This is a genomic window from Citrobacter sp. Cpo142, from assembly GCF_030332425.1.
Taxonomy (GTDB): Bacteria; Pseudomonadota; Gammaproteobacteria; order Enterobacterales; family Enterobacteriaceae; genus Citrobacter; species Citrobacter portucalensis.
Map to the genome: position 1 here is coordinate 63,578 of NZ_JAOWHW010000136.1, position 15,563 is coordinate 79,140.

Annotated in this window: 14 protein-coding genes; 7 read left to right on the forward strand and 7 right to left on the reverse strand. The window is 51.8% G+C overall.

Features of this window, described 5'->3' with window-relative positions; genetic code table 11:
• The first annotated feature begins 20 nt into the window (after positions 1-20).
• Positions 21-1,703, forward strand: coding sequence for a C4-dicarboxylic acid transporter DauA (gene dauA / locus OGY18_RS19695; RefSeq protein WP_071692414.1), 1,683 nt, complete (start codon positions 21-23; stop codon positions 1,701-1,703).
• A gap of 98 nt (positions 1,704-1,801) precedes the next feature.
• Here dauA and OGY18_RS19700 read toward each other — a convergent pair whose 3' ends face one another.
• Together OGY18_RS19700 and OGY18_RS19705 are read right to left on the reverse strand one after the other, a co-directional pair.
• Complete coding sequence (locus OGY18_RS19700; RefSeq protein WP_407599728.1) at positions 1,802-3,265, reverse strand: pyridoxal phosphate-dependent decarboxylase family protein; 1,464 nt, start codon at positions 3,263-3,265, stop codon at positions 1,802-1,804.
• A 15-nt stretch (positions 3,266-3,280) separates the two neighbouring features.
• Complete coding sequence (locus tag OGY18_RS19705) at positions 3,281-4,666, reverse strand: diaminobutyrate--2-oxoglutarate transaminase (protein WP_008784983.1); 1,386 nt, start codon at positions 4,664-4,666, stop codon at positions 3,281-3,283.
• A 608-nt stretch (positions 4,667-5,274) separates the two neighbouring features.
• Here OGY18_RS19705 and lysC point away from each other — a divergent pair.
• Complete coding sequence (lysC, locus tag OGY18_RS19710) at positions 5,275-6,636, forward strand: lysine-sensitive aspartokinase 3 (protein WP_286554119.1); 1,362 nt, start codon at positions 5,275-5,277, stop codon at positions 6,634-6,636.
• 126 nt (positions 6,637-6,762) lie between these two features.
• On the opposite strand, the gene ychH is transcribed toward lysC, so the two are convergent.
• A complete protein-coding gene (gene ychH, locus OGY18_RS19715) occupies positions 6,763-7,044 on the reverse strand; it encodes a stress-induced protein YchH (protein ID WP_003833480.1) in 282 nt (93 codons plus the stop codon).
• 274 nt (positions 7,045-7,318) lie between these two features.
• Here ychH and pth point away from each other — a divergent pair, with 274 nt between their 5' ends.
• Positions 7,319-7,903 (forward strand): aminoacyl-tRNA hydrolase, encoded by a 585-nt coding sequence (gene pth, locus OGY18_RS19720; protein WP_286554122.1) that lies wholly within the window; start codon positions 7,319-7,321, stop codon positions 7,901-7,903.
• 115 nt (positions 7,904-8,018) lie between these two features.
• The gene (gene ychF, locus OGY18_RS19725; protein ID WP_016153303.1) at positions 8,019-9,113 is read left to right on the forward strand and encodes a redox-regulated ATPase YchF; all 1,095 of its coding nucleotides are present in this window, start codon (positions 8,019-8,021) and stop codon (positions 9,111-9,113) included.
• Positions 9,114-9,313: 200 nt separating this feature from the next.
• Here the strand turns inward: ychF and OGY18_RS19730 are convergent, their stop codons facing one another.
• Complete coding sequence (locus tag OGY18_RS19730) at positions 9,314-10,309, reverse strand: LacI family DNA-binding transcriptional regulator (RefSeq protein WP_286554124.1); 996 nt, start codon at positions 10,307-10,309, stop codon at positions 9,314-9,316.
• A gap of 174 nt (positions 10,310-10,483) precedes the next feature.
• Between OGY18_RS19730 and OGY18_RS19735 the strand changes: the two genes are divergently transcribed.
• The 3 genes from OGY18_RS19735 to OGY18_RS19745 all read left to right on the forward strand — a co-directional run bounded on the left by OGY18_RS19735 (position 10,484) and on the right by OGY18_RS19745 (position 14,223).
• Positions 10,484-11,920, forward strand: a complete 1,437-nt coding sequence (locus OGY18_RS19735) for a glycoside hydrolase family 32 protein (RefSeq protein ID WP_279275866.1) — start codon at positions 10,484-10,486, stop codon at positions 11,918-11,920.
• A 30-nt stretch (positions 11,921-11,950) separates the two neighbouring features.
• The gene (locus OGY18_RS19740; protein ID WP_279275864.1) at positions 11,951-12,898 is read left to right on the forward strand and encodes a PfkB family carbohydrate kinase; all 948 of its coding nucleotides are present in this window, start codon (positions 11,951-11,953) and stop codon (positions 12,896-12,898) included.
• Between the two features lie 65 nt (positions 12,899-12,963).
• On the forward strand, positions 12,964-14,223 hold the full coding sequence (locus tag OGY18_RS19745; RefSeq protein ID WP_149281046.1) for an MFS transporter: 1,260 nt from the start codon (positions 12,964-12,966) through the stop codon (positions 14,221-14,223).
• Positions 14,224-14,299: 76 nt separating this feature from the next.
• On the opposite strand, the gene OGY18_RS19750 is transcribed toward OGY18_RS19745, so the two are convergent.
• The 3 genes from OGY18_RS19750 to OGY18_RS19760 all read right to left on the reverse strand — a co-directional run.
• Positions 14,300-14,851, reverse strand: a complete 552-nt coding sequence (locus OGY18_RS19750) for a LuxR C-terminal-related transcriptional regulator (protein WP_003833493.1) — start codon at positions 14,849-14,851, stop codon at positions 14,300-14,302.
• 132 nt (positions 14,852-14,983) lie between these two features.
• On the reverse strand, positions 14,984-15,199 hold the full coding sequence (locus tag OGY18_RS19755) for a biofilm/acid-resistance regulator YmgB/AriR (protein ID WP_353622749.1): 216 nt from the start codon (positions 15,197-15,199) through the stop codon (positions 14,984-14,986).
• 123 nt (positions 15,200-15,322) lie between these two features.
• Positions 15,323-15,563: IS5/IS1182 family transposase (locus tag OGY18_RS19760; RefSeq protein ID WP_032174470.1), on the reverse strand; the 241-nt coding region annotated here is incomplete at its 5' end.

Consider the following 15,563-nt stretch of genomic DNA (forward strand, 5'->3'; position numbering starts at 1 on the left):
CTCATGGATGAAACATTATTGTGAACAGATTATTTTCCTCACATGTGATGCCTTTCCGCGCCCTCATCGACGCTTGTTGGAAAGAAAAATATACTGCCTCTCGCTTTACCCGTGACCTGATCGCCGGGATAACCGTTGGGATCATTGCCATTCCGCTGGCGATGGCCCTGGCAATAGGCAGTGGCGTTGCGCCACAGTACGGCCTGTATACCTCAGCCGTCGCTGGGATTGTTATCGCCCTTACCGGCGGTTCACGCTTTAGCGTATCTGGCCCGACCGCCGCCTTCGTGGTCATTCTGTATCCGGTGTCGCAACAGTTTGGGCTGGCAGGCCTGCTGGTTGCCACGCTGATGTCCGGGATATTCCTGATCCTTTTCGGCCTCGCTCGTTTTGGCCGCCTGATCGAATATATCCCCGTGTCGGTAACGTTAGGTTTTACATCGGGTATTGGTATCACCATCGGTACCATGCAGATTAAAGATTTTCTTGGCCTGCAGATGGCCCATGTCCCGGAGCACTATCTGCAGAAGGTTGGCGCGCTGTTTATGGCCTTGCCAACCATTAACTTCGGTGATGCCGCCATTGGCGTAGTGACGCTAGGGATCTTGATTTTCTGGCCGCGCCTGGGGATCCGACTGCCGGGCCACCTTCCCGCGCTGCTGGCTGGCTGTGCGGTAATGGGTATCGTGAACCTGACCGGCGGCCATGTCGCCACCATTGGTTCGCAGTTCCACTACATTCTGGCTGACGGCTCACAGGGTAACGGTATCCCACAACTGCTGCCGCAGTTGGTCCTGCCGTGGAATATGCCGGAATCAAACTTTACCCTGAGCTGGAGCTCGTTACAGGCGCTGTTACCGGCAGCCTTCTCGATGGCGATGCTGGGGGCAATTGAATCTCTGCTGTGCGCCGTCGTACTCGATGGGATGACCGGCACCAAGCATAAAGCTAACAGCGAGTTGATTGGCCAGGGGCTGGGTAACATCGTGGCACCGTTCTTTGGCGGCATCACCGCCACAGCAGCAATTGCCCGCTCTGCGGCAAACGTCCGCGCTGGGGCGACCTCGCCAATCTCTGCGGTTATCCACGCGATTCTGGTGATCCTCGCCCTGCTGGTACTTGCACCGCTGCTTTCCTGGTTACCGCTTTCCGCCATGGCCGCCCTACTGCTGATGGTGGCATGGAACATGAGTGAAGCGCATAAAGTGGTGGATTTGCTGCGTCATGCGCCGAAAGACGACATCATTGTCATGCTGATGTGTATGTCGCTGACGGTGCTGTTCGACATGGTTATTGCCATCAGCGTCGGTATCGTTCTCGCTTCTCTGCTGTTTATGCGTCGTATTGCGCGCATGACGCGTCTGGCGCCGGTCAACGTAGACGTACCGGACGATGTGCTGGTGCTGCGCGTTATTGGTCCGCTGTTCTTTGCCGCGGCGGAAGGATTATTTACCGATCTCGAGTCGCGTATTGAAGGTAAACGCATCGTAGTCTTGAAGTGGGACGCGGTCCCGGTACTGGATGCCGGTGGTCTGGACGCTTTCCAGCGCTTTGTAAAACGTCTGCCGGAAGGTTGTGAATTACGCATCAGTAATCTGGAATTCCAGCCGCTACGTACCATGGCGCGCGCGGGTATTCAGCCGATTGCCGGGCGTCTGACGTTCTTCCCGAATAAAGATGCTGCGCTAGCAGATATCCGCTAACGTGTAGCCCGGCCAGGCGAAACGCCACCGGATTACAAATGACAGACAAAAAAATGGCTCCCGTACGTGGGAGCCATTTTTTATAATAAGCTTATTGCTTACGCGTTCAGCAGTTGCTCAGCCGTTGCCTTCACGCTTGCCAGCAGGACTTTGACATCCTCCAGACATACCGTCGGATTGAGCAGCGTTAGCTTCAGGCAGGTGACACCATCGGCTTCGGTCACGCCGACGTTGGCGCTACCAGAAGCCAGCAGAACGTCGCCAATACGCTGGTTCAGCAGCGCGACAAATGCCACGTCGTCACTTTGCGGGCGGAAGCGGAACAGCACGCTTGCCAGCTGTGGTTCCATCACCAGTTCAAGATGCGGCTGGGTTTTGACAAACTCAGCAACATCACGCGCCAGCGTCACACCGTTATCAATGATCTCGGCATACTGCTTTTTGCCCAGCGCTTCGAGGCCCATCCACAGCTTCAGCGCATCGAAACGACGCGTGGTCTGCAGCGACTTCGATACCAGGTTTGGTACGCCAGCCTCTTCATCGAAATCAGAGTTCAGATACGCCGCCTGGTAACGCATCAGCTCGTAGTGGCGCGCATCTTTTAACAGGAACGCACCGCAGCTGATGGTCTGGAAGAACTGCTTGTGGAAATCCAGCGTCACGGAATCGGCCAGCTCAAGGCCGTTCAGGAAGTCACGGTACTTCTCAGAAAGCAGTAACGCCCCGCCCCATGCTGCATCCACGTGCATCCAGATCTGATGTTCTGCCGCCAGCGCTGCAATATCTGCTAACGGATCGATTGCGCCCGCATCGGTAGTACCGGCAGTGGCGACGATTGCCATCACCTGCTCACCGTTGGCTTTCGCCTGGGCCAGCTTGTCTTTCAGGTCAGTCAGATCCATGCGTGAAAACGCATCGGTCTTCACCTGGGTGACGGAACGGTAGCCCAGCCCCATCAGCGCCATGTTCTTCTGCACAGAGAAGTGCGCGCTTTCAGAGCAGAACACTTTGATTTTACTCAGATCACCGGTCAGACCCTCCTGCTGAATGGAGTGCCCCTGCCGAGCGAAGAAAGCATCACGCGCCAGCATCAGGCCCATCAGGTTACTCTGTGTACCGCCGCTGGTGAATACGCCCGCATCGCCTGCCGGGTATCCAACCTGCTCACGCAACCACTCGATCAGCTTGATCTCTATGATGGTGGCCGACGGGCTCTGGTCCCAGGAGTCCATACTCTGGTTGGTGGCGTTGATCAGCACTTCCGCCGCCTGGCTTATTACCAGGCTCGGGCAGTGCAGATGCGCCACGCACTGCGCATGGTGAACCAACAAGCTGTCTTTGAGAAAGTATTCAACCGCACGCTCAATAGCGGCCTGGTTGCCCAGGCCCTGAGACGTAAAATTCAGGTTGATACGTTCACGCAGTTGCTCAACGGTTTTACCCTTATACATCTCAGGCTGCTTCAACCATTCAACGACCGCTTGCGTACTCTGCTCGATAGCGTCCTGATAAGCTGCAATGCTTTGCGCCGAGCCGGACAGAATCGGGTTTACGTCTGACATTCGATCCAACTCCGTTTAAACCGGCTTCACGCCAGCGCCCAGCAGGGCGTTTTCGAATTTATCGAGGAAGATTTCCAGCTCAGCGTTGGTGATCAGCAGTGACGGCAGCAGGCGCAGCACGCAACCGTTGCGGCCACCACGCTCCAGAATCAGCCCATTTTCGAAGCATTTTTTCTGCAGCAACGCGGACAGCTCGCCATCGGCCGGGTAGCAGCCCATGTGATCCTGCGCTTCGTTCGGCTTCACGATTTCCAGACCGATCATCAGACCCAGACCGCGCACCTGGCCAATAACCGGGTAGCGTTTCTGCAGGTCAGCCAGTTTGCCTTTCAGCCACTCGCCCTGGGCAGCAACTTTATCGGCAATCTTGTCGTCTTTGAGGATCTTCAGCGTTGTCAGACCGGTCGCCATCGCCAACTGGTTGCCGCGGAAAGTACCAGTGTGGTGGCCCGGAGCCCACGCATCGAACTGCTTTTTAATGCCCAGCACCGCCAGTGGCAGACCGCCGCCAACCGCTTTGGACATCACAATGATATCTGGCTCAATACCGGCGTGTTCGAAGGCGAACAGTTTACCGGTACGTGCAAAGCCCGCCTGAACTTCATCGATGATCAGCAGAATGCCGTGCTCCTGCGTCACTTTACGAATGCGCTGCAGCCACTCGACCGGAGCCGGGTTCACGCCACCTTCACCCTGCACCGCTTCGAGGATCACGGCAGCCGGTTTACGCACGCCGCTTTCAACGTCGTTGATCAGGTTTTCGAAGTAGTAGGTTAATGCTTTGACGCCAGCGTCGCCGCCGATACCCAGCGGGCAACGGTACTGATGCGGATACGGCATAAACTGCACTTCCGCCATCATGTTGCTGACCGCTTCTTTCGGCGACAGGTTGCCGGTCACGGACAGCGCGCCGTGGGTCATCCCGTGGTAGCCGCCGGAGAAACTGATGATGCTGGAACGGCCGGTGACTTTCTTCGCCAGCTTCAGCGCCGCTTCAACAGCATCTGCGCCGGAGGGACCGGTAAACTGCAGGCAATATTCTTTGCCCTGACCCGGTAATAAAGAAAGTAAATATGATGAGAATTCATCTTTTAACGGCGTGGTAAGGTCAAGCGTATGTAACGGTAAGCCGCTTGTGATGACACTTTGAATGCTCTGCAGCACTTCAGGATGGTTATGACCAAGCGCCAGGGTTCCGGCACCTGCCAGGCAATCAAGATATTGATTATTTTCTACATCAGTAATCCAGACGCCCTGCGCTTTAGCGATCGCTAATGGCAGTTTACGTGGATAGCTGCGGACATTAGATTCAAACTCAGCCTGTCTTGCTAAAAAGGTATCATTGCTCTGTGGTAATGAATTAGCACTTAAAGTATCAATACGGACTTTATCCGTCATCATATCACTCCTACAACCAGGTGTAGATTAACACCTGATTGAATAAATGGTTATAAGGATTACCTGTAAAAAAGCGCGGCTAATATATGTTGTTTTAGCTTAGGACTCAATCATTTATTTTTCGGCATTAAAAATAACAACTTTCCCCTTTAAATTCAAAGCGTAACAACTATTTGCCATTACTAAATCCTAAAGAAATATATCTATTTAATTAACAATGTTGTAGCTAATTGCAACGCAGACAATCTAATAAAAATCATGAGATTTTCGTGTTTTTATTATTTTTTTACACGTTTTTACCATTAATGATGCTCGCGATATCTTGTGATGACATGATTTTTCACTTATTTGACGATAAATCGAATAAAAAAGTCGATCCCTAAATATAAATCACTTAGTATGGCGCGCTTATTTGCAGGCTATGTAGATAAAATTAATGCGCAGCACCCGATAACGCGTACAGGCGACACGCGTTATCGACAACAGGTATTCCCTGGGTTGTCAGCAGAAATGTTCGCGGGCGGACATTTCGTAAGGCGAACTTCGTTCCCTTATGCCGAGAATGAAAATTTTCTAGCCATACTTTTATGGCGCCCTGATATGAGATTGTTATGACTCGCATTTATCCACCATCCGTCGTTGCCAAATTTGGCGGCACCAGCGTCGCTGATTTTGATGCGATGAATCGAAGCGCCAGCATTGTCCTTGCTGATCAAGATGTCCGTTTAGTCGTTTTGTCTGCTTCAGCAGGCGTGACAAACTTACTGGTTGAGCTTTCTGAAGGTCTGGAAACACATCAACAATTAGATAAGATTGAGACTTTACGCGCCATTCAATACAACATTATTTCCCGCCTGAAGCAGCCGTCCGTTATCAGCACGGAAATCGATAATCTTCTCAACAACATACGTCGTCTTGCACAAACGGCGATGGTTTCGCCGTCTGATGCGTTAAGCGATGAATTAGTCAGCCATGGCGAGCTGATGTCCTCGCTACTTTTTACTGAAGTCTTACGTGAACGGCATGCCGAGGCTGAGTGGTTTGACGCCCGTAGTGTGATGCGTACTAACTCGAACTTCGGCTGTGCCGAACCCGAGCTTGGCACACTGCACCACCAGGTGGAGACTCACCTGCGTCCTCGTCTTGAGCAAGCGATTATGGTGACTCAGGGATTTATCGGGCGTGATGCCGCAGGACACACCACAACGCTTGGACGCGGCGGTAGTGATTACACGGCAACACTTCTCGGTGAGGCACTTCACGCCGCACGCGTTGACATCTGGACCGACGTCGCAGGGATCTACACCACCGACCCACGCATTGCGCCGCGGGCCAAACGAATCGACCATATCTCATTTTCCGAGGCCAGCGATATGGCCGCCTACGGTGCGAAGGTCCTCCACCCGGCGACACTGCTCCCGGCAATGCGTAAAAGCATTCCGGTCTTTGTTGGCTCAAGTAAGGATACTGCCGCCGGAGGTACGCTGGTGCACAACACCACCGATAATCCACCTCGCTATCGTGCGCTCGCAGTTCGTCGTAAACAGACGCTGTTGCGGTTACACAGTCTGGAGAAGCAACCTTCCTGTTCTTTCCTGGCGCAGTCCTTCGCCATTTTAGCTCGCCATGCGGTCGCGGTGGATTTGGTTACAACCTCAGAGAATAGTATTGCGCTGGCGCTGGACGCCACTCATGCAACCTCAGGTGAAGACCATGTGCTGACCACCGCATTGTTTACCGCCTTGTCCTCCCACTGTCGTGTGGAAGTGGAAACCGGACTGGCGTTGGTCACTTTGGTGGGGAATCAACTCACACAGGTTGCGGGAGTTTGCAAAGACGTTTTTGCCTGGCTTGAAGAGCATACGGTACGAATGATTTGCCATGGGGCGTCAAACGACAACCTGAGCATCCTGTTACCGGCTGACAATGCAGACAGCGCGATCAAAGCGTTACATTATCGGTTATTCGAATAACGTTTCTTTGTAGTATGCCACCAAAGGTAGAAGTCGTTTAATCCAGTACTGACGAACAAGCAGAGCCCTGGTTTTTAAACCAGGACTTTGTGTTCAAACAACCGCACTCCGAGTTGGGAGAGCTATTTAGTTATGCCGATGATTGGTATCACCGCGACGGCAGCGTTTGTCATAATGGCGCACCCACCAGTAACGATCGCTGATTTGTTCGTGCCCCCCCACTCTGGCACCCGCCAACCAAAGGACACCACCAACAAAAATACTGAGCACGGCACCATGTGCGAAAAACTGTGGCAGATTAAATTGCGGCAGTTGGTTTAAAATAGAGTAACCAACACCACCCACCATCACCACCAACCCTAAAGCCATGAGCACGTTACCGAGTAACGAAGCGTTTTTGCGTTTCATGTGTCACCTCCGGAACTTTGGGTTGTTACAGGGAATACCCCTAATCCTTATGTGTAAAGTATAGACAACACTGCCGTTCGCAAGTGCGGGAGCGATCACAATTACAAACACTCACGCAACAAAACTTTACAAATAAGCCACTGAACACACTCATTTTCTAATAGTCCATTTCTGCAATTATTCAGCTTTTTGCGATAAGCACGCAGTTTTTTGTCAACAGCAGCGTCAGACAGTAAACTACACGTCGTTTATCGAAACACTCAGGACAAAACACGTGGCGATTAAATTGATTGTTGGCCTGGCGAACCCCGGCGCAGAGTATGCGGCAACGCGACACAATGCAGGCGCATGGTATGTCGATCTGCTGGCAGAAAGATTACGCGCTCCCCTGCGCGATGAGCCGAAATTCTTCGGCTACACCTCCAGAGTTACGCTTGAAGGTGAGGACGTCCGTCTGCTGGTGCCAACCACATTTATGAATCTGAGCGGCAAGGCTGTCGGTGCGATGGCCAGTTTTTATCGTATTAACCCCGATGAAATTTTGGTCGCACACGATGAGTTAGACCTGCCCCCTGGCGTGGCCAAATTTAAGCTTGGCGGCGGTCATGGCGGACATAATGGCCTGAAAGACATCATTAGTAAGTTAGGTAATAACCCCAACTTTCATCGTTTACGCGTTGGAATTGGCCATCCGGGCGATAAAAACAAAGTTGTCGGATTTGTTTTAGGCAAACCGCCTGTTTCAGAACAGAAGTTAATTGATGAAGCAATTGACGAAGCGGCACGTTGTACCAAGATTTTGTTCAAAGACGGCCTGACCAAAGCGACGAGCCGGTTACACACCTTTAAAGCGCAATAAGCAGCGATGTGCGGCATTTTTCTCGCGTGCTGTGTATAATAGGCAAAGTTATTTACATTTCTACAATCTGTTTTCCATAACAGGTTGAATATCAAAAGATTAAGGTGATTTAAACATGGGATTCAAATGCGGTATCGTCGGTTTGCCAAACGTAGGCAAATCCACCCTGTTCAACGCGCTCACAAAAGCGGGTATTGAAGCGGCAAACTTCCCGTTCTGTACTATCGAGCCGAACACCGGTGTTGTCCCGATGCCCGATCCGCGTCTGGATCAGCTGGCCGAAATCGTCAAACCGCAGCGTATCCTGCCAACAACGATGGAATTCGTCGACATCGCCGGCCTGGTAAAAGGTGCGTCCAAAGGTGAAGGTCTGGGTAACCAATTCCTGACCAACATCCGTGAAACCGAAGCTATCGGCCACGTGGTGCGTTGCTTTGAAAACGACAACATCATCCACGTTAATAACAAAGTGGATCCGGCTGACGACATTGAAGTTATCAATACCGAGCTGGCGTTGTCCGACCTCGATACCTGTGAGCGCGCTATCCATCGCGTGCAGAAGAAGGCCAAAGGCGGCGACAAAGACGCTAAAGCAGAGCTGGCTGCGCTGGAAAAATGCCTGCCACAGCTGGAAAACGCTGGCATGCTGCGCGCGCTGAAAACGCTGACTGACGAAGACAAAGCGGCCATCAAATACCTGAGCTTCCTGACGCTGAAGCCAACAATGTACATCGCCAACGTCAACGAAGACGGTTTTGAAAACAACCCATACCTAGATAAAGTGCGCGAAATCGCGGCTGCCGAAGGTTCTGTTGTGGTTGCCGTTTGCGCTGCCGTTGAAGCTGACATCGCTGAACTCGATGATGCTGACCGTGAAGAATTCATGGCTGAAATGGGTCTGGAAGAGCCGGGCCTGAACCGCGTGATCCGCGCAGGTTACGAATTGCTGAACCTGCAGACCTACTTCACCGCTGGCGTGAAAGAAGTCCGCGCATGGACCATCCCTGTCGGCGCAACGGCTCCACAGGCGGCGGGTAAAATCCACACCGACTTCGAGAAAGGCTTTATCCGCGCGCAAACCATCGCGTTTGAAGATTTCATCACCTATAAAGGTGAACAAGGCGCGAAAGAAGCTGGCAAGATGCGTGCAGAAGGTAAAGACTACATCGTTAAAGATGGCGACGTGATGAACTTCCTGTTCAACGTTTAAATAAGTTTTGTTGTCTCATGAGGTTTCACTGAATCTCATGACAACGGTAAAACTCTATAAAATCCACGCAATTGCGTGGATTTTTCATTTCATAGCATCTCAGAGGATCCCGCTGCTGCGTATCTGAAAGTTGGCACCAAACACGATGGCCAAAAAGGCTGAGCTATTTTGGCAAAGCAGCAGTAACCACGTGAACGTACTCATATTGAGGCGCGAGGAAGCCAGGGGCTGTCTACCCGCACGGTATCCCGGTGATCGAGCCCCTGGATAAGATGCAGTGCACTGAGACGGCCAATTTCATAGTGCGGCAACTGTATCGTTGATAGCGGCGGCAAAAATAGCTCGCCGGTGCCCACCATATTGTCATAGCCCAGCACGGCGACGTCCTGCGGAATGCGCAGCCCTCGCCCCAGCAAGAACTGGTAGATAACAAAAGCCACGCGGTCGTTACCGCACACCACCGCATCGAACATCGGGCGCGCGCCGCTCAGGTAATGCCCGGCAATCTCCGCCGCATCAATATGGTGGCGCTCGCCCGGCGGAAGATAGTGGTGGAACATTGCATCAGGGTCGACGCCCGCTTCACGACAGGCCCTCTCCATTCCCGCCCGACGGCGATCGGTCGCCACAATCCCTTTCGGCAGGTGGATGCACAGCAATCGACGATAGCCTGCGGCCAACAGCGCTTTCACGCCAAGATATTGCCCTTGTTCATCATCGGGAATATAGGTGGGAAAAGGGCCGCTTGTGCTTTCACAGTTCGCCAGCACGCAGCGATACTTATGCAGCTTTTCCGGTACCGGTACCTGACGCAGCCCCATCGCGGTGTAGATAATACCGTCCGGGCGATGCGCCAACAGCAGATCAACCATTTTCTCTGGCTTGTCATTGCTGAACATATTCACCACAAAGCTATTCCAACCGTGCGCCCGCGCGGTCTCTTCGATAGAGAGCGTTATCTCCACAGAAAATGGCGTAGTCATGGTGTCCAGCGCCAGCACCCCAATCGTGTTAGCCGTGGTTTTCGCACCACGAATTTTTTTAGCGGAGAGATCGGAGACATACCCCAGCGCATCTACCGCTTCCATCACCTTTTTATAGGTTTCAGGCCGTAGTCGTTCGGGCTCGTTAATCGCCCGCGATACGGTCATTAACGAGACGTTAGCCCGCTGCGCCACATCCTTTAAAGATGCCATACCCTCTCCTTCGCCGATGTTCACTTTGCCGGGGTCTGAAAATGCGATCTCGATAACGCCCGCAAAATGTTAACGTTAACTTTTGTGATTAACATCGATATTACCATCAAATCTGCGAGAAAACCGAGAATGTTAACGTTATCTTTTGATCAATTCACTTACAGGGACAAGCAAATGACGTCACTACTTTCCAAAGCCAACGAAGCCTTAAGCCAGCAGAAAGACCTTGTAAACCCGCGCTGGTATCCACGCTATCACCTGGCGCCACCGGCGGGTTGGATGAATGATCCCAACGGTCTGTCCTGGTTCGATGGTTACTACCATGCGTTCTATCAGCACTATCCGTGGCAGCCGGTCTGGGGACCAATGCACTGGGGCCATGCGCGCAGCCGCGATATGGTGAACTGGGAGCACTTGCCCATCGCACTGGCACCAGAAGGGCCGGAAGATAAAGACGGCTGTTTTTCCGGTTCAGCGGTGGTTGAAGGCAATAAGCTGGCTCTGATCTACACCGGACATAAGTTTGACGGCGAGGCGAAAGAGGAAAACCTGTATCAGGTACAGTGCCTGGCCACCAGCACCGACGGGATTCACTTTGAACGCCAGGGCATGATTCTGGATACCCCGCGAGGCGTACACCATTTTCGCGATCCGAAAGTCTGGCAAGAGGGAGACAGCTGGTACATGGTGGTGGGCGCCCGGGTCGATGACGTGGGCGAAGTGCAGCTCTATCGCTCGCAGGATCTACAGCACTGGCAGTTTGCCAGCACGCTCGGCAGGGCCGATGACGGCATGGGCTACATGTGGGAGTGCCCGGACCTCTTCCCACTCAACGATAAGCTCGTCTTCATGTTCTCGCCGCAGGGGATCGCCGCAGACGGATACGATTACCGTAACCTGTTCCAGAGCGGCTATTTGGTCGGCGAATGGCAGGATAAGCTCCATTTTCACGTCACCCGCGCCTTCCAGGAGATGGATCACGGGCATGATTTTTACGCCCCCCAGTCATTTACCACCCCGGATGGGCGCCGCATTGTGATTGGCTGGCTGTCGATGTGGGAATCGCCAATGCCAGAGCAGGCCGACGGCTGGGCGGGCATGCTTACCCTCCCCCGCGAAGTGACGCTCGACGCGGAGCAACGGCTGCGTATGAACCCGGTGAAAGAGCTGGAATCATTACGCGGTGAGCTTCATGTCTGGCCGGTCAGCGAACTGCACAATCGCACCCTGATGGTAGAGGAGCAGGCGCACGCTATTGAAGTCGAACTTAGCCTCGATATTACCCGCAGCAGTGCTGAAGAATATGGTATCGCGCTGGGTGACGGGATGCGCATCTACGTCGATAGCCAGGCACAGCGTCTGGTGCTGGATCGTCGCTACCCGCAGCATGGTCTCTCTGGTTATCGCAGCGTGCCGCTGCCAGTTGGTGACCGGCTGGATCTGCGCTTATTTATCGACAGCTCCTCGGTAGAGGTATTTGTCAATCACGGTGAATATACCCTTAGCAGTCGTATTTATCCTGAACCGGACGATCGCCAGCTGACCTTATTCAGCCAGAACGGACACGCCATTTTTAATCAAGGGCAGGCCTGGCCGCTCAGCGCCAAATAAACACCCGTCTTACTGCTTTGGGGAAAAATAATGACTATCTGGACGCTCGGAGACGCCGTGGTGGATTTATTGCCGCGCGACAATATGCAGTTTGAAGCCTGTGCGGGAGGCGCTCCCTTCAATGTGGCAATCGGCGTCGCTCGCCTTGGCCGCGCCAGCGGTTTTATTGGCCGTGTGGGCAATGACACTTTTGGTCGCTTTCTGCATCAGACGCTGGAAACAGCGCAGGTGGATACAGGAAGTCTGGAGTTTGATGCACATCAGCACACCAGTACCGTACTGGTTTCACTGGCTCCTAACGGCGAGCGGCAGTTTGAGTTTTTGGTCAATCCGTCTGCCGATCAATTTCTCAGCCCGGCGAGTCTGCCCGACTTTGGTGCCGATATTCTGCACTTCTGCTCGCTGGCGCTGGTTGCCCCTGACTGCCGCGCCACCCTCGCCCAGGCAATGGCCGCATTGCGACAGACCGGCGGTACTCTGAGCTTTGACATCAATCTGCGTCCGCAGATGTGGAGCAACGAGATGCAGATGTTTGACCTTGTCAACGAGTTTGCCCGGCGGAGCGACATTCTGAAGATGTCAGAAGAAGAGCTGCTGTGGCTAACACAGACCAACTGTCTCAGTAGCGCCTGCGAACGTCTGGTTGATTTTCCTGCACGCCTGAAAATCGTCACCCGCGGTGCCGACGGCGCTATCGCTTTCTGGCAAAACAGCAGGCTAACTTTAAGCGGCTATAACGTCGAAAGTATCGATACCACTGGCGCCGGTGATGCCTTTATGGCCGGGCTGCTGGCGGCACTCGCCGAGGAAGGCTGGCCCACATCGACGTCAACGCTACTTCCACTTATCGAGCAGGCCAGCGCTTGTGGTGCTCTGGCGACCACCCGGCGTGGCGCGCTAAGCGCGTTTCCCGACAGCCAACACCTGAGCGGCTTTATTCAGTCACAACCATCGCTACGGAGAACGATTACCCCGTAATAAAGCGCACTCGTTACGTCGTATCAGAAAGACCTTACAATGACCTGATCTGGATTGGAAAAATCATGAAGATAAATATGCCGTTCAGTAATGACAAATATCGGTACTCATCCGGGTACCTGCTTTTTTTCTTTGCCGCCTGGTCGTTGTGGTGGTCTTTTTATGCGATATGGCTAAAAAATAAACTTGGCCTGTCCGGAACGGAGCTGGGAATGCTGTATGCCGTAAACCAGTTCTTTAGCATGCTGTTTATGCTGGTCTACGGTTTTCTGCAGGATAAGCTCGGCACCCGCAAACACCTTATCTGGCTGATGGGGATAGTCATCACGCTCAGCGGCCCGTTCCTGATTTATGTTTACGAACCGCTGCTGACCTCCAACTTCAAGCTTGGTATGGCGCTGGGAGCCATTTTCTTTGGCCTTGGCTACCTCGCGGGTTGTGGTCTGGTAGAAAGCTTCGTCGAAAAAGTGAGCCGCAAATTCAACTTTGAATTCGGTACCGCCCGCTTGTGGGGATCGCTTGGCTACGCCGCAGGGACATTTGTTGGCGGTATCTTCTTCAGCATCAACCCACACATTAACTTCTGGTGCGTATCGGTAATGGGGGTATTATTCCTGTTGATTAACGTGTTGTTCAAAACCAACTCACCCGCCCCATCTTCTGTAAAAACGTGCTCTCCTGAACCCGACGCGCTGACCCGAAATGATTTTCTCACTATCTTTAAAGATACGCAGTTCTGGTTTTTCGTCATCTTTGTCGTCGGTACCTGGTCGTTCTATAGCATCTACGATCAGCAGATGTTCCCGGTGTTTTACGCCAGCTTATTTGACGATCCCGAACTGGCACCACGCGTATACGGCTACCTCAACTCGGTACAGGTCTTTATGGAAGCCGTCGGTATGGCGCTGGTTCCATTCCTGATTAACCGCATCGGGCCTAAATCCGCATTGCTGCTGGGCGGCACAATCATGACCTGTCGAATCCTGGGTTCAGCACTGTTCACCGATATCTATATTATCTCCTTGATTAAAATGCTCCATGCGCTGGAAGTCCCACTGTTTGTTATTTCAGTGTTTAAATTCAGCGTAGCGAATTTTGATAAACGCCTGTCATCAACGATATACCTTATTGGCTTCAATATCGCCAGTTCCATCGGAATCATCGTGCTGTCACTGCCTGTCGGTAAGTTGTTTGATAAAGTGGGCTATCAGGAAATCTTCCTGATTATGGCCAGCATTGTGGTAATAACGCTAATATTTGGCTACTTCTCGTTGAGCAAAAAGCATCATCAGCAGAAGATGGGAAATGAACTGGTGACAGAGTAGCGAAGTTTAAAATATACCGGACAGGGCCATTGGCCCTGTCGTATCCCCCAACAGTAAGTACGAACTGTCGATTTACTCAGGCATGTTCCAGCCAGTTACGGAATATTTTCGCTCGCAGTATTCCCTGAAAATCAATCAGCCCAGAACAACCAAGCTTCTTGATCAGATTCTGCCTGGCCTGGTAAATCGTTTTTAAATGTAGATTTAACAAGGCGGATATCTCAACAATAGTTCGCCCCTCCCCTAACTGCGTTAAAATATATTTATCTCGCGCAGTTAGAGAAATATTTAGTTCCGACTGATTGTCGTGTATACCGCCAGAACGAGTAATATCAATAATAAATTGTTTGAATGTGGCAACGCTAACATCTATTGGCAGTCTGTAAAGTGATAAATCATTGAGATATCTGTACAGATGACCATCAATCAGCAGTACCAGACGATGCGTACTCAGATCGTAATTTTGTCTTTTTACCGCGTTAAAGTGATTCGCGGTAAAGAACACCAGTCGCGCCTTATCATCTTCAAAAACGATATCTGCAAGAATATTCTTTAACCCTTGCCTGATAAAAATATCATCAATCCATAACTCTGCGTTTCCAGTGTATTCCTGAACGATGTTCATCATTATGGCCTCAATGAAAAATCACAATTGTTCTAGAGAAGGTGCTATGTATAGTCTTAATCAAAAAATGCTCAGCATGAGTGCTTTCAGCATATAACAAAGGTGCTGTACATATTATATTAATATGAAGACTTTTTAGACATCGTCAGCTGTGTAGCGTAACACTATTTCCAGGGTCTTTCTGATAATATCGGCCTGAACAACGTCAACTGTTGACTCCAGAGAACCAATCAGGCTTAAAATGATGTTTTTATTATTAACATTATCACCTGCAAGAATTACATTTGTTACCGCCTGCCCCAATACCGCAGACTCATCTGCTAATAGGGAAGGTGCGAATAAGCAGGTCATTTCTTCCCAAGCTGACTCGCTGATTAAAATTTCGCGGATCTGGGCCGATTTTTTTCCCGCAAACACATCGAATCAGCCTATTTAGGCTATTTTTTCCACCATTTCTGGCGTTATTTCCGGTTTTTACTGAGATCTCTCCCACTGACGTATCATTTGGTCCACCCGAAACAGGTTGGCCAGGGTGAATAACATCGCCAGTTGGTTATCGTTTTTCAGCAGCCCCTTGTATCTGGCTTTCACGAAGCCGAACTGCCGCTTGATGATGCGAAACGGGTGCTCCACCTTGGCACGGATGCTGGCTTTCATGTATTCGATGTTGATGGCCGTTTTGTTCTTGCGCGGATGCTGCTTCAAGGTTTTTACC

Excerpts from the sequence above, each read along its gene's own strand:
- OGY18_RS19750 (WP_003833493.1), bottom strand. The coding sequence starts at position 14,851 with ATGATGAACATCGTTCAGGAATACACTGGAAACGCAGAGTTATGGATT.
- OGY18_RS19755 (WP_353622749.1), bottom strand. The coding sequence starts at position 15,199 with ATGACCTGCTTATTCGCACCTTCCCTATTAGCAGATGAGTCTGCGGTA.
- ychF (WP_016153303.1), top strand. The coding sequence starts at position 8,019 with ATGGGATTCAAATGCGGTATCGTCGGTTTGCCAAACGTAGGCAAATCC.
- OGY18_RS19730 (WP_286554124.1), bottom strand. The coding sequence starts at position 10,309 with ATGGCATCTTTAAAGGATGTGGCGCAGCGGGCTAACGTCTCGTTAATG.
- OGY18_RS19740 (WP_279275864.1), top strand. The coding sequence starts at position 11,951 with ATGACTATCTGGACGCTCGGAGACGCCGTGGTGGATTTATTGCCGCGC.
- OGY18_RS19745 (WP_149281046.1), top strand. The coding sequence starts at position 12,964 with ATGAAGATAAATATGCCGTTCAGTAATGACAAATATCGGTACTCATCC.
- OGY18_RS19735 (WP_279275866.1), top strand. The coding sequence starts at position 10,484 with ATGACGTCACTACTTTCCAAAGCCAACGAAGCCTTAAGCCAGCAGAAA.
- OGY18_RS19700 (WP_407599728.1), bottom strand. The coding sequence starts at position 3,265 with ATGTCAGACGTAAACCCGATTCTGTCCGGCTCGGCGCAAAGCATTGCA.
- ychH (WP_003833480.1), bottom strand. The coding sequence starts at position 7,044 with ATGAAACGCAAAAACGCTTCGTTACTCGGTAACGTGCTCATGGCTTTA.
- lysC (WP_286554119.1), top strand. The coding sequence starts at position 5,275 with ATGACTCGCATTTATCCACCATCCGTCGTTGCCAAATTTGGCGGCACC.
- OGY18_RS19705 (WP_008784983.1), bottom strand. The coding sequence starts at position 4,666 with ATGATGACGGATAAAGTCCGTATTGATACTTTAAGTGCTAATTCATTA.